This is a genomic window from Nocardioides aromaticivorans (assembly GCF_013408525.1).
In the GTDB taxonomy this organism is placed as follows: Bacteria; Actinomycetota; Actinomycetes; order Propionibacteriales; family Nocardioidaceae; genus Nocardioides; species Nocardioides aromaticivorans.
The window spans coordinates 1,250,896-1,263,776 of the sequence record NZ_JACBZM010000001.1; the positions used below are offsets into that span (position 1 = coordinate 1,250,896).

Sequence of the window (12,881 nt, forward strand, 5' to 3'; positions counted from 1 at the left end):
CTCGGATCGGGTGGCTCGGGGCGACGACGGCGGCTCAGCCGAACATGCCGCCGCGGCCCATGCGCGACGTCACGGCGTTCACGGCCTTGGGGAAGCGCTTCTTGAAGTTGCCGAACTCCTCCGGCATCGACATGCGCGCGCTCTTGGCCGCGTCGACCGACAGCTCCTTGGCGAGGGTCTTCCACGCGCTGCGTCGCCAGGCCGTCCAGGCGGCCGCCTGGGCGGGGTCGAAGGGCGACGGCGGACGCTGGCCGCTGCGGGCCTGCACCCGCCAGGCACGGCGGAGCCGCCGCGGGATCCGGCGGCCCTCGGTGTCGTTCCAGTAGCGGTACGACGGCGCGTCCGGGAGTCGCTCCTCGTGGCGCATCACGTCGGCGGCGTACTCCTTGCAGAGCTGGTCGACCGCGGCGCTCTCGGTGCGCATGTGCGCCGTCGACATGTCGAACCGCGTCGACAGCTCCTGCGGCCGGCTGGTGTCGAAGGCGTGGAAGTGGAACAGCCGGAGCCGGTCGTCGGTGCCGACGATGTGGAAGCCGTCGGCGTCCAGGCCGAGCGGGCGCTCGTGCAGGTTGACGACGCCGACGTTGTAGCCGTGGTGGCGCAGGCTGCGGGCCTCGAAGAGGTCGGAGCCCATGTCCATCCACTTCTGGTCGACGAACAGGCCGTTGAGGTAGTCGAAGAGGCAGTCCCACTGGAGGCGGGCCCACCACCAGTCCAGGGCCGGGATCGCCCGGCGGTCGAAGCCGCAGAAGCCCAGGTTGAACACGCCGACCTGGAGCAGGTGGCCCTCGGTCACGGGCGCCTCGGGCGGGATCGGGTGGAGGAAGTGCGGCGTCAGCAGCACCCCGCCCGTGCTCGCCGCGAGCTCGCCGGGGAGCTCCTCCATCGGCGAGGTCAGGTAGGTGTCGGGGTCGAGGTAGAAGACCTGCTCGCTCGTCTCCAGCAGGCGCTTGAAGAAGAGCGGCTTGATCGCGGTCGCGAACTCGACGAGGTCGTAGTACGTCGTCATGGCCAGCACGTCCTCGAGCGGCAGCCCGAGGAAGTCGGTGCCGACGATGCGGACGCCCGGCAGGTCGGGGAATTCCGGCAGGTCGTGGTCTCGCTCGTGCTGGGCGTCGATGAGCAGGACGACCAGCTCGCCGCGGTCGTGGCGCACGAGGCTGTCGGCGAGCGCCAGTGCCTTCGGCAGGTAGTTGGTGGCAAGGATCGTGCAGTACGTCGGGCCGGTCACGCCGGGAGACCTCCGGTGGGGGTGGGGGGTTGTTCAGGGGGTGGGTTCGACGCGGTGCCGCGCTGGGGTGCGGGAGCGGATGGACAACGCCGACCACCACATCAACGCAGCGAGGACGCTTCCGCTACTCACCCCCCAGTAAGCGCCGTACGCACCGTCGATGAAAACCCCGATCGTCCCGAGCACGAGGGTGACGACGGTGGAGGCGATGTCGATCGGGACGGTCACCGAGACCGCCTTCGACCCGATGAGGTGGGCGCGGGGGCCGGCGATCAGGCCCAGCGCCAGGATCTGGACGCAGGCCGGCAGCAGCAGCGCCTCGGTGGCGTCCCACGTGTCGCTGAGGACGAGCCGGCCGAGCGCGTCGGGCAGGACGAGCAGGATGACGGCGTTCACGGCGGCGACGGCGAGCGACACGATGACGGTCCGCCGCAGGTGTCCGCCGTCGCGGTAGCTGTCGGGGTCGTTGGCGACCTCGGCGACACCGGCCGCGACGGACGCGGTCTGGAAGGTCATGTAGGGCCGCAGCAGGAGGAGGACGCCGCGGACGGCACCCATCGCCTTGGCGCCGGCCACCACGGCGATCACCACGGAGAAGCCGAGGGTCGATCCCTGCAGCGCCACGAACGAGAGCAGGAAGCGCCAGGAGTAGTACCACCGCTCCCGCAGCCAGGCCCGTCCGCCCGCGAGCCGGGGCCGGTGCTGGGCGAAGACCAGCAGCGAGGCGGCGACACCGCTGCCGACCCAGCCGAGGGTGAACCACGGCAGGCTCTCGACGTCGCGCACGAGCAGCACGCCCACGACGCCGAGGATCAGCACCAGCCAGAGCAGGTCCAGCCACAGCGAGCGCCAGGGCCGCTGGGTCGCGAACCCGAGGTACCGACCGAGGTCGTGCAGGATCAGCCCCGGCAGGCCGGCCCCGAGGATGACCAGCTCGACACCCATCGGGACGTCCAGCCACCAGAAGACCCCGCCGATGGCCGCGACCAGCGCACCGATCGCGCCACCGACGATGAGGGCAGCCGAGATCGGCGCACCCGCACGGTGGCGGGCGTCGTCGGGGTGGACCATCAGCGGGTCCCCGACCAGGGACCTGTTCACGCCCTGCGCAGCGGCGTAGATCACCAGGATCATGCCGAAGTAGCCGAAGGCCGCGGTGCCCAGCAGGTGCGCGGAGAGCAGCGCGATCAGGATGTTCGACGCGCCCGACAGCACCTGGTCCACGACGACGACGCTCAGCCGCCGCCCGGCACCTTCAGCGCGCACGGGTCTCCTTCGTGTGGTCCTGCCAGCCGGCACGCAGCCTAGTGGGCAGTGCGCGGATCCGTGGGCTTGACGTCAGGTCTGGTCTCGAGTCCGGGGGCGTGACCCGGCCGTGGTCTACTCGTTGGTCGGACATCGCTGGGGGGCGTTGTCGAGGTCGAGTCCAGCTCGAGTTCCATCTATGAGGAGATACAGCATGAACGCGCCCGTGGACGTCCTGGTCGCCGGTGGCGGCGGTTTCATCGGAGGCCACCTGGTCGCCGACCTGCTCGCCCAGGGCAAGACCGTCCGGTCGGTCGACGTGAAGCCGCTCGACGAGTGGTACCAGGTCCACCCCGACGCGCAGAACAGCGTCGGCGACCTGTCGCTCCTCGACCAGGCCGAGGCCGCGACCAAGGGCGCCCGCGAGGTCTACATGCTCGCGGCCGACATGGGCGGCATGGGCTTCATCGAGAACAACAAGGCCCTCTGCATGCTGACCGTGCTGACCAGCACCCACATGCTCCAGGCCGCGCAGAAGTACGACGTCGAGCGCTACTTCTACTCCTCGTCGGCCTGCGTCTACGCCGCCGACAAGCAGACCGACCCGTCAGTGACGGCCCTCAAGGAGTCCGACGCCTACCCGGCGATGCCGGAGGACGGCTACGGCTGGGAGAAGCTCTTCTCGGAGCGGATGGCCCGCCACTTCCGCGAGGACTTCGGCCTGACCACCCGCATGGCGCGCTACCACAACGTCTACGGCCCCGAGGGCACGTGGACCGGCGGTCGCGAGAAGGCGCCGGCCGCCGTCTGCCGCAAGATCGCGGAGGCGGTCATCTCGGGCAGGCACGAGCTCGAGATCTGGGGCGACGGCGAGCAGACCCGCAGCTTCATGTACATCGACGACTGCGTGAAGGGCTCCCAGATGATCCTGGCGAGCGACCACGTCGAGCCGATCAACCTCGGCTCCGCCGAGCTGGTCTCGATCAACCAGCTCTACTCGATCGTCGAGGACATCGCCGGCATCAAGTGCGAGCGGAAGTACGACCTCTCCGCGCCGCAGGGCGTCCGGGGTCGCAACTCCGACAACACCGAGATCAACGAGGTCTTCGGCTGGGAGCCGTCGATCAGCCTCGCCGACGGCCTCGCGAAGACCTATGCCTGGGTCTACGACCAGGTCAAGCGCGCGCAGGGCTGAGATCCGCTCCCCCGTGCGCATCCTCGTCCACGACTACTCCGGGCACCCCTTCCAGGTCGAGCTGAGCCGCGAGCTCGCCCGGCGGGGGCATGCCGTCACCCACTCGTACTGTCCCGGCTGGGTGTCCGGCAAGGGACACCTCGTCGCCGAGCCCGGCGAGACCCTGACCTTCGACCCGGTCGGCCCGACCGAGCCGATCGCCAAGGACCGCTTCGTCCGCAGGGTGCTCGTCGAGGCGCTCGTCGGCTGGGAGCTGATCCGCCAGGTCCGTCGTACCCGCGCGCAGACGGCGATGCTGTCGAACGCGCAGATCCCGACCCTCGTCGTCTTCGCCCTCGGCATGCTCGTGCTGCGGCGCAAGTGGGTGCTCTGGCACCAGGACGTGTACGCCGTCGCGGTGAAGTCGTTCGCCGGCGACAAGCTCGGCCGGATGTTCCGTGTGGTCGCCGCCGTCTTCAGCGTCGCCGAGAGGTGGGTGTCGCGGCGGGCGTCGGAGATCGTGGTGATCGCCCCGTCCTTCGTCCCGGTCCACGAGGAGTGGGGCACCGCGGACAAGGTGACCGTGATCCCGAACTGGGCCCCCCTCGACGAGATCCGCCCGGTCCCCCGCAAGAACGACTGGGCCACCGAACAGGGCCTCGACGACACCGCGACGCTCCTCTACTCCGGCACGCTCGGCCTCAAGCACAACCCGACGCTGCTGGTGGGCCTGGCCCGCGAGGTGATCGACGCCGGCCGGCCGGTCCGGCTGGTCGTCGTCAACGAGGGACCCGCGGTGGAGGTGATCCGCGCCGAGGCCGAGCGCCTCGACGTGCCGGTGACCCTGCTGCCCTTCCAGCCCTACGAGCGGCTCTCCGAGGTCCTCGGCAGCGGCGACATCCTGGTGGTGCTGCTCGAGCAGCAGGCAGGCGCCTTCTCGGTGCCGTCGAAGACGTTGTCCTACCTGTGCGCCGGCCGCCCGGTGCTCGGCATGATGCCGTCGGAGAACCTCGCCTCGGCGCTCGTGACCCGCGCCGGCGGCCTGGTGGTCGCCCCCGACGCGGAGGCCCTGCCCGGCGCCGCGGCCTGGGCGGCGGGCGTGCTGGCCGACGACGAGCTCCGGGAGGAGCTGGGCGAGGCGTCCCGCGACCTCGCCGAGCTCGAGTTCGCCCTCGCCGGGTGCGCCGACCGGTTCGAGACCATCCTCGAGCGGAGCAGCCGGTGACGGGTCCCGTCGTCCTGGTCGGCCCGAAGACCCGGCTGGGTCGCGAGGTCGTCGCGCAGCTCTCCGGCGCGCCGCTGCTCGCCGTCGCCCGCGACGCGGCCGACGCGACCGTCGTCGCCGGATTGCCGGGCCTCGACCCGTCCCGTGTCGTCGACGCCGGTGCCGGTCAGCTCACCGAGCGGATCGCCGCCCTCGGCGACGGCCCCGTGCGCCTGGTCGTCACCGCGCTCGGCCCCGTGCATCCCGAGACCCCCCGGACGTCGTACGACGCCGCGGGGGTGGTGCGCGACCTGGGCTTCGTCGAGCAGGTGCTCGCGGCGGGCCGGCCGGTCCGGATCGTGCTGGTCTCGACCATCCTGGCCCTCGCGCCCGGCGCCGACCGCCGCTACTACGGCGGCTGGAAGGCACTCGTCGAGCAGCAGCTCCAGGAGCTCGTCGACGAGTGCAACCGCCGCGGTGGCCGGGCGAGCCTCTCGGTCCTCTACCCGGGCCGGCTCCTCGACGCCGCGGAGCGCCGTGGGCGCCTCCGGCTGCACACCAGCTACCAGTCGCTGGCCGCTCGCGCGCTGGCCGCCGGGAGCACGGACCGTGGGGTCGAGCGCACCGTTGGAATTGATTCTCGGATTTGGTTCTTGGTGAGGAGTATCTCTTTAGCACTTCGATCGTTGACGCCTTCAACGAGACGTTCCGTTCCGCCACCCCCCGAGCCCGGCGAAACGGACTAGTACTTCTCCGGGGAAGGTGGGTAGTCGATGCGGACGAAGCGTGTGTTCGACCTGTTCGTGGCCATCACCGCAGCCGTCGCGTGGGTGCCGGTTCTACTCGGATCAGCCCTCATGGTCCTCGTGATGTCGGGCCGTCCGGTGTTCTACCGGTCGAACCGCTGGGTGCGGTCCGGCCAGATGGTGCGGACGGTCAAGTTCCGCACGATGGTCAAGAACGCCGACAAGCTGGTCAACCGCCAGACGGTCCCCGTCGAGGGCGTCCGGTTCCTGAACATCCCGCCCGACTCGCCGCTCTACACGCGGCCGGGCCGGATCCTCGAGAGCCTGGGGCTCACCGAGATCCCGCAGCTGATCCACGTGGTCCGCGGCGAGATGAGCATCGTCGGCAACCGGCCGCTGCCGGAGAACGTCATGCAGTGCCTGCGCGACGAGTACCCCTACGCGGAGGACCGCTTCCTGACCCCCGCCGGCCTGACCGGTCCGGTCCAGCTCGTCGGCCGCGACTCGCTCAGTGACTCCGAGCGGCTGCGCATCGAGGGCGCCTACTGCCGCGCGGTCATGCACGGCTACCGCCTGCGCCTCGACTTCACCGTCCTGCTCTCGACCGTGCTGATCGTGGCCCACATCAAGCAGCCCCTGGACTACCAGGGCGTGATGGACCTGATCGACCGCCACACCAAGCCGACCCGCGAGCGCCGCCACCGCGAGGTGCTCGTCGAGGACGCCCGCGCGACCGACGTCGCCTGACGCTCCACCCCTCCACCGCAGGGACACGACGAAGGCCGCCCCCCATCGGGGGCGGCCTTCGTCGTACGTCGGGGGTGTCGTACGTCGGGGGTCGCGGCCGGGCGCCGCTGGTTTGCGTCATACGAAGCGAGCGCCCTGGCGACCACTTCGCATGACGTCTCCTGCGAGGGTCGTCGACGGCCCCGGGACGTCATACGGATCGGTCGTCCGAGCGACCACTTCGTATGACGCAGACCCGGAGCAGCCGACGCCGACCCGGAGCCACCGACGCAGACCCGCAGCCGGCCGACCCGAGCCGTCAGAGGGCCAGGCGGTGCCGGAAGTAGTCGATCGTCTCGCGCAGGCCGTCCTCGAGCGCCACGGTCGGCTCCCAGTCCAGCTCCTTGCGGGCGAGGCTGATGTCGGGGCGCCGCTGGCGCGGGTCGTCGGACGGCAGCGGGCGGTGCTCGATCCTCGACGGACCGCCGACGAGCCGGATGACGGCCTCGGCGAGCTCCAGCATGGTGTTCTCGGTCGGGTTGCCGACGTTGACCGGGCCGGTGAAGTCCGCCGGGCTCTCCATGAGCCGCCACATGCCCTCGATGAGGTCGTCGACGTAGCAGAAGCTGCGGGTCTGCTGGCCGTCGCCGTAGATGGTGATCGGCTCACCGCGCAGGGCCTGCACGATGAAGTTGCTGACCACCCGGCCGTCGTCGGGGTGCATCCGCGGGCCGTAGGTGTTGAAGATCCGCATCACCTTGATCTCCAGCGAGTGCTGCCGCCAGTAGTCGAAGAACAGGGTCTCCGCGGCGCGCTTGCCCTCGTCGTAGCAGCTGCGGATGCCGATCGGGTTGACCTTGCCCCAGTACTCCTCGACCTGCGGGTGCACCTCGGGGTCGCCGTACACCTCGCTGGTGCTGGCCTGCAGGATCCGCGCCCGGACCCGCTTGGCCAGCCCGAGCATGTTGATGGCGCCGTGGACGCTGGTCTTCGTGGTCTGCACGGGGTCGCGCTGGTAGTGGATCGGCGAGGCCGGGCAGGCCAGGTTGTAGATCCGGTCGACCTCGACGTACAGCGGGAAGGTCACGTCGTGACGCATCAGCTCGAACCGGTGGTTGCCCAGCAGTCCGGCGATGTTGTCCTTCGTGCCGGTGTAGTAGTTGTCGACGCAGAGCACGTCGTGGCCCTCGGCGACCAGCCGATCACAGAGGTGGGAGCCGAGGAACCCGGCGCCTCCCGTCACGAGCACCCGCATGTCAGTTCCTCGCCATCGTCTTGGGGGGTTCGGTGGTGGCCGCCGCGGCCGGCGTGGCCTCGGTCGTGCCGTCCTGGTCGTCGGCTGAGAGCCAGCAGATCGCGGCCAGGCACATCGGGATCCACAGCGTGCGGTCGTAGAGGCTCGGGATCAGCAGACCCCAGCCCATGTAGCCCCACACGGTGTAGCAGAGGCGGCGGTAGGGGCTGGCGCCGAACAGCGGCCGGGCGAAGGCGAACATCACGAGCAGGAACCCGAACAGCCCGAAGATGCCGACGCCGACGGCGACCTGCAGCACGTTGTTGTGGATGTCGAAGAGGTCGATCAGCCCGTCCCCGAAGAACGGGCTCGCCCAGAACCGGTCGACACCGCTCTCGAGCCCGGCGGTGCGGGCCTGGTCGGACCCCGACGCCGAGCCGCCGCCCAGCAGCCGGTCGATGGCCGAGGTGTCGCCGGTGAGCCGCAGGACGAACGGCAGGGCCGCCACCAGGGTCGCGCCGCACACGGCGTAGAAGAAGCCGGTGATCGCCGAGCGCTCCACGATCGGGATCATCACGACGAGCACCGCGACGACGATCGTGGCGCCCCGGCTGCCGCTGAGCAGGATCGAGATCCCGGTGAGGCCGGCGAAGCCGAGGATGACGGTCCTCATGACCCAGTGCTGGTACTCGAAGAACAGGAAGATGAGCAGCGCGATCGCCATGATCGCGGCCTCGGCGAAGTAGTTGGGGTGGTTCGTCATGCCGAAGTGCCGGCCCTGGGCGGTGATGCCGCCTGTCAGGATGCCGCCGGCCCAGCTGGCCATGTGGCCGAGCACGTAGGTCCATGCCAGCCCGCGGATGACCGTGCGGCTCGGCCGCCACAGCAGGATCGCGATCGGGAAGGCGATCATCACGATCAGCCAGAAGACGAGGGCGAAGGCGCTCTCGAGCGAGCGTTCGGAGCGCAGCGTCGCGACCATGCCGAACGCGAAGACGATCACGATGCCGACGATGTAGGTCAACGGCAGCTTCAGCCGGCCCCGGAGCATCTCCGGGAGCAGCAGCGCGAAGCCCACCACCAGCAGCGCGTCGGTCGGCGTGATCGTCGCGCCCTCGGGAGCCAGTCCCTTGTACGCCGGCGCCGTGAAGAAGGCGCCTGCCAGCGTGAGGATGCCGAGACGCGTCGAGCCGAGGACGCTCAGCAGGGCGACGTACAGCGCGACACCGACGGTGACCAGCGCGGTGACCAGGTCGCCGGTGTTGGCGAGGTAGACGAGGCCGACGAGGAGGGCGACGGTCACGAAGGTGATCGCGGCGTTGCTGCCCGCAGGCGCGACGAAGGGCCGGGCCACCTGCTGGGGGCGCGCGGTCGTCTCGTTGGGCACTGCTCTCCTCGGTCAAGCGGCGTCGGACGTCGAAGGCGACCGACCTCGGGGAGTCTAGTGGTCACCCCGGAAGTTGTCCGGGAATGCCCGGTGCTCCGGGTGCGTGCATCGCCAGGCGGCGGCACGACGGCATACCGGTCTCCGATGGTGGGGGCTTGCCGGTGTCCGGCCGGATCAGCCGCCGGCGAAGGGCGGCAGGAACTCCACCGTGTCCCCCGGCCGTACGACGACCGCGGCCGGGTCGCCCGAGGAGACCGGCCGCTCCCCCACCAGCACCGAGCACACCCGGACGACGTCGCCGAACCGGCCGCCGGGGTGGCGGCGGACCACCTCGTCGCGCAGCTCGACCAGCGTCATCGGTCCGCCGGCGTCGACCGTCTCCTCCGCCACACCGGCAGCGGAGCGGGCAGCGGCCCAGTAGCGGACCCTGATGACCTCGGTCTCATTCACCGTCGCGACCCTTCCCGGTTGCCGTGCTGTTTCGCTATCCTTCCCTACACGAAAACCGGCCGGGGCCCAGCGTTGCGTTTCGGTCTCTCGACACGGTCCTGCATGACCTGCAGGTGCCAGTGAGGAGACCCAGGTGAGCACTCTTCTGCTCCTGACCAGTGCCCTTCAGCCTTCCGCGGAGGTGCTGCCCGGCCTCGCGCTGCTCGGCCACCACGTGAAGATCCTGCCGGCCGAGGGCAGCGCCCTGCTCGAGGCGCCCGAGGCCGACCTGCTGCTCGTCGACGGGCGCCAGGACCTCGCCGGGTCGCGTGACCTCTGCCGGCTGATCCGCACGACCGGCACCGACGTGCCGGTCATCCTGGTCGCCACCGAGGGTGGCCTCGCCGTGGTCAACCACGACTGGGGCATGGACGACGTCGTGCTGCACACCTGCGGTCCGGCCGAGCTCGAGGCGCGCATCAAGCTCGCCATCGGCCGGCTCACCGCCGCGCGCGACGCCGCCGACCCGGACGCCCACGTGATCCGCTCGGGCGAGGTCGTGGTCGACGACGCGACGTACACCGCGAAGGTCGGCGGGCGCGTGCTCGACCTCACCTTCAAGGAGTTCGAGCTCCTCAAGTTCCTCGCCCAGCACCCCGGGCGGGTGTTCAGCCGCCAGCAGCTGCTCCAGGAGGTCTGGGGCTACGACTACTTCGGTGGCACGCGCACCGTCGACGTCCACGTGCGGCGGCTGCGCGCCAAGCTCGGCCCCGAGAACGAGACGCTGATCGGCACCGTCCGCAATGTCGGCTACCGCTTCGTGCTGCCGTCCAAGGACAGCGCGGCGGAGGCCGACGCGGCCCGGGTCGCCGAGCGCGAGGCCGCCGCGGCCGAGGGTTGAGGAGCGTCGGCTAGGGCCGAGCCTGCGAGGTCGGAGTGACGCGTCCCGGAACCCGGTCGTTGACCTACGACATCGGCCCGATCACGACGTGTGCCCCTTCTCGTCGAAGTGGTCGGAGAGGTGCATGAAGCGCAGCACCTCCTCGCGCAACGCGGGTCCCAGCTCGCCCCAGCCGTCCTTGTACCCGTAGACCGACGCCAGTGAGCGGGCGTCGTAGTCGCCGTTGAAGATGTCGACGTCGGCGCAGGTGATCAGCGACGGGTGCGCGACGCCGACGGCGGCCGACACCCGGGTGAGCTCCTTGCGCAGTGTGCGCAGGTAGACCGCGGCGCGCTCCGCCTTCGACACCGGGTCCAGGCCGCGCACGAGCCACGGGTTCTGGGTCGCGACGCCCGTGGGGCAGTGGTCGGTGTGGCACTTCTGGGCCTGGATGCAGCCGATCGAGAGCATCACCTCGCGCGCGACGTTGATCATGTCCGCGCCGAGGGCGAACGCCACCGTGGCGTTGTCCGGGAGTCCCAGCTTGGCCGAGCCGATGAAGGTGACGTCGTCGGTCAGGCCGAGCTCGGCGAAGGTGCCGTAGACCCGCGAGAAGCCCATCCGGTAGGGCAGCGAGACGGAGTCGGCGAAGATCAGGGGCGCCGCGCCGGTGCCGCCCTCGCCGCCGTCGACGGTGATGAAGTCGACGCCGCGCTGGCGTGGCTCCATCAACCGGACGAGCTCCTCCCAGAAGTCCATCGCGCCGACGGCCGACTTGATGCCGACCGGCAGGCCGGTCTCCGCGGCGAGCATCTCGACGAAGTCGAGCATCGAGTCCACGTCGTGGAAGGCGGTGTGCCGCGATGGCGAGGAGCAGTCCTTGCCCACCGGGATGCCCCGGATCTCGGCGATCTCCGGGGTCACCTTGGGCGCCGGCAGCAGGCCGCCGAGGCCCGGCTTGGCACCCTGGCTCAGCTTGATCTCCAGGGCCTTGACCGGCGCCGACTCGACCATCGCCTTGAGACGCGGGAGGGAGAAGTTGCCGTGCTCGTCGCGGCACCCGAAGTAGGCCGTGCCGATCTGGACCACCAGCTCCGCCCCGTTGCGGTGGTACGGCGAGATCGAGCCCTCGCCCGTGTTGTGCAGGCAGCCCGCGGCGGCCGCACCCTTGTTGATGGCCGTGATGGCGTTCGAGGACAGGGACCCGAAGCTCATCGCCGACACGTTGACCACGGACCCCGGACGGAACGCCTTCGCGCGGCCGCGGGGACCACCGAGGACCTTCGCGGCGGGCAAGGTCCAGTTGTGGTCCTGGTCGCTCGGCAGCTTGTCGGCGAAGGTGCGCTGCTTGATGTACGCGTGGCCCTGCGTGTGCTCGACGTCGACGTCGGTGCCGAAGCCGAAGTAGCTGTTCTGCTCCTTGCTGGACGCATAGATCCAGGTGCGCTGGTCGCGGCTGAAGGGCCGCTCCTCCTCGTTGCTGGTGACGATGTACTGCCGCAGCTCCGGCCCGATCGTCTCCAGCCAGTACCGGGCGTGGCCGATGACCGGGAAGTTCCGCTGGAGCGCGTGCCTCTTCTGGACCAGGTCGCGCACGGCGACGGCTCCCAGGGCCACGGCTGCCCCACCTACCGCGTGGCTGAGCTTCATGGGGCAGGTCTACCGTGTCGCCCTGTCGCATGTAAACGGTGGGAAACGTCGAGCACCGGGGCCGGTCCGGGGCGCTGTCCCCGGCCGTCGCCGCGCGAGATAGCGTCGAGACGTGCCCCCCGAGACGTTCCTGACCGGTCCCGCCGCGCTCGCCGCGATCGAGGCCGTCGCCGCGGCGGCGGGCATGTACGACGGCGCGGAGCCCCTCGACGAGGCCGCCCTGCTGCGTCTCAAGCACCACGGGCTGGACGGCCTCGACGCGCACGTCACGACCGACGGCTTCGCGCTGCGGCGGGGCACCGAGGTCGACCTCGTCGTCGCGCCCGAGGCCCGCGGCCGAGGCCTCGGCGCCCGGCTGGCCGACCTGGCCGTCGCCGCCCCGGGCGAGCTGACCGCGTGGTCCCACGGCGACCACCCCGCGGCGCGCACGCTGGCCGACCGGCTCGGCTTCGCCCGCGCACGGGAGCTGTGGGTCATGAGGCGCCCGACCGTCGTACCCCTGCCGGCGGTGGCGACGCCCGACGGGATCCGCATCCGCGACTACGGCGACGGCGACGCCGACGCCCTCCTCGCGGTCAACGCCGCGGCCTTCGCCCACCACGCCGAGCAGGGCGCGCTCGACCGCGACGGGCTGGCCGAGCGGATGGCGGAGCCGTGGTTCGACCCGGCCGGCCTGCTCCTGGCCGTCGACGACGACGGCGAGCTCCTCGGCTTCCACTGGACCAAGCAGCACGACCAGCACACCGGCGAGGTGTACGTCGTCGGCATCCAGCCCACGGCCCAGGGACGGGGCCTGGGCCGGCTGCTCACCGTCGCCGGCCTGCAGCACCTCGCCTCCCGAGGGGTGGCCGAGGTGATCCTGTACGTCGAGTCGGACAACGCGCCCGCCCGCCACGTCTACGAGAGCCTCGGCTTCACGCACGCCCCGGCGGACACGCACGTGCAGTACCGGCGGGCGTGAGCGCCGTGATCTGG

Annotated in this window: 12 protein-coding genes; 6 read left to right on the forward strand and 6 right to left on the reverse strand. The window is 70.8% G+C overall.

From position 1 onward, the window contains the following. Positions 1–34 precede the first annotated feature (34 nt). Both BJ993_RS05900 and BJ993_RS05905 read right to left on the reverse strand, forming a co-directional pair. Positions 35–1,231 carry a hypothetical protein gene (locus BJ993_RS05900; RefSeq protein WP_179648060.1) on the reverse strand — a complete coding sequence of 399 codons (1,197 nt, stop codon included), beginning with the start codon at positions 1,229–1,231 and terminating at the stop codon, positions 35–37. 33 nt (positions 1,232–1,264) lie between these two features. Then, the gene (locus tag BJ993_RS05905) at positions 1,265–2,497 is read right to left on the reverse strand and encodes an MATE family efflux transporter (protein WP_179648061.1); all 1,233 of its coding nucleotides are present in this window, start codon (positions 2,495–2,497) and stop codon (positions 1,265–1,267) included. A 193-nt stretch (positions 2,498–2,690) separates the two neighbouring features. Here BJ993_RS05905 and BJ993_RS05910 point away from each other — a divergent pair, with 193 nt between their 5' ends. Genes BJ993_RS05910 through BJ993_RS05925 form a run of 4 tightly spaced genes read left to right on the forward strand, consistent with a single transcriptional unit; the run spans position 2,691 to position 6,347 of the window. Continuing rightward, positions 2,691–3,671 (forward strand): NAD-dependent epimerase/dehydratase family protein, encoded by a 981-nt coding sequence (locus tag BJ993_RS05910; protein ID WP_036550882.1) that lies wholly within the window; start codon positions 2,691–2,693, stop codon positions 3,669–3,671. A gap of 13 nt (positions 3,672–3,684) precedes the next feature. Beyond that, a complete protein-coding gene (locus tag BJ993_RS05915) occupies positions 3,685–4,875 on the forward strand; it encodes a glycosyltransferase family 4 protein (RefSeq protein WP_179648062.1) in 1,191 nt (396 codons plus the stop codon). After that, positions 4,872–5,600, forward strand: coding sequence for a hypothetical protein (locus BJ993_RS05920; RefSeq protein WP_179648063.1), 729 nt, complete (start codon positions 4,872–4,874; stop codon positions 5,598–5,600). The genes BJ993_RS05915 and BJ993_RS05920 overlap by 4 nt, the downstream gene beginning before the upstream one ends. 27 nt (positions 5,601–5,627) lie before the next feature. Then, a complete protein-coding gene (locus tag BJ993_RS05925) occupies positions 5,628–6,347 on the forward strand; it encodes a sugar transferase (RefSeq protein WP_036550875.1) in 720 nt (239 codons plus the stop codon). Between the two features lie 298 nt (positions 6,348–6,645). Here the strand turns inward: BJ993_RS05925 and BJ993_RS05930 are convergent, their stop codons facing one another. The 3 genes from BJ993_RS05930 to BJ993_RS26500 form a co-directional block, all read right to left on the reverse strand. After that, on the reverse strand, positions 6,646–7,581 hold the full coding sequence (locus tag BJ993_RS05930; protein ID WP_036550872.1) for a UDP-glucuronic acid decarboxylase family protein: 936 nt from the start codon (positions 7,579–7,581) through the stop codon (positions 6,646–6,648). A 1-nt stretch (position 7,582) separates the two neighbouring features. Then, positions 7,583–8,947, reverse strand: a complete 1,365-nt coding sequence (locus BJ993_RS05935; RefSeq protein ID WP_179648064.1) for an O-antigen ligase family protein — start codon at positions 8,945–8,947, stop codon at positions 7,583–7,585. A gap of 174 nt (positions 8,948–9,121) precedes the next feature. After that, entirely contained in the window at positions 9,122–9,397 is a 276-nt protein-coding gene (locus tag BJ993_RS26500; RefSeq protein ID WP_179648065.1) for a MoaD/ThiS family protein, read from the reverse strand. A gap of 133 nt (positions 9,398–9,530) precedes the next feature. Here BJ993_RS26500 and BJ993_RS05945 point away from each other — a divergent pair, with 133 nt between their 5' ends. Further along, entirely contained in the window at positions 9,531–10,277 is a 747-nt protein-coding gene (locus BJ993_RS05945; protein ID WP_036550867.1) for a response regulator transcription factor, read from the forward strand. Between the two features lie 81 nt (positions 10,278–10,358). Here BJ993_RS05945 and BJ993_RS05950 read toward each other — a convergent pair whose 3' ends face one another. Beyond that, positions 10,359–11,873 carry an FMN-binding glutamate synthase family protein gene (locus BJ993_RS05950; RefSeq protein WP_308645491.1) on the reverse strand — a complete coding sequence of 505 codons (1,515 nt, stop codon included), beginning with the start codon at positions 11,871–11,873 and terminating at the stop codon, positions 10,359–10,361. A gap of 145 nt (positions 11,874–12,018) precedes the next feature. On the opposite strand from BJ993_RS05950, the gene mshD reads away from it, so the two are divergent. After that, positions 12,019–12,867 carry a mycothiol synthase gene (gene mshD / locus BJ993_RS05955; protein WP_308645492.1) on the forward strand — a complete coding sequence of 283 codons (849 nt, stop codon included), beginning with the start codon at positions 12,019–12,021 and terminating at the stop codon, positions 12,865–12,867. The last annotated feature ends 14 nt before the right edge of the window (positions 12,868–12,881 follow it).

Bases quoted from the DNA above. Each gene is read 5' to 3' on its own strand.
- BJ993_RS05930 (WP_036550872.1), bottom strand. From the start codon at position 7,581: ATGCGGGTGCTCGTGACGGGAGGCGCCGGGTTCCTCGGCTCCCACCTC.
- BJ993_RS05910 (WP_036550882.1), top strand. From the start codon at position 2,691: ATGAACGCGCCCGTGGACGTCCTGGTCGCCGGTGGCGGCGGTTTCATC.
- BJ993_RS05925 (WP_036550875.1), top strand. From the start codon at position 5,628: ATGCGGACGAAGCGTGTGTTCGACCTGTTCGTGGCCATCACCGCAGCC.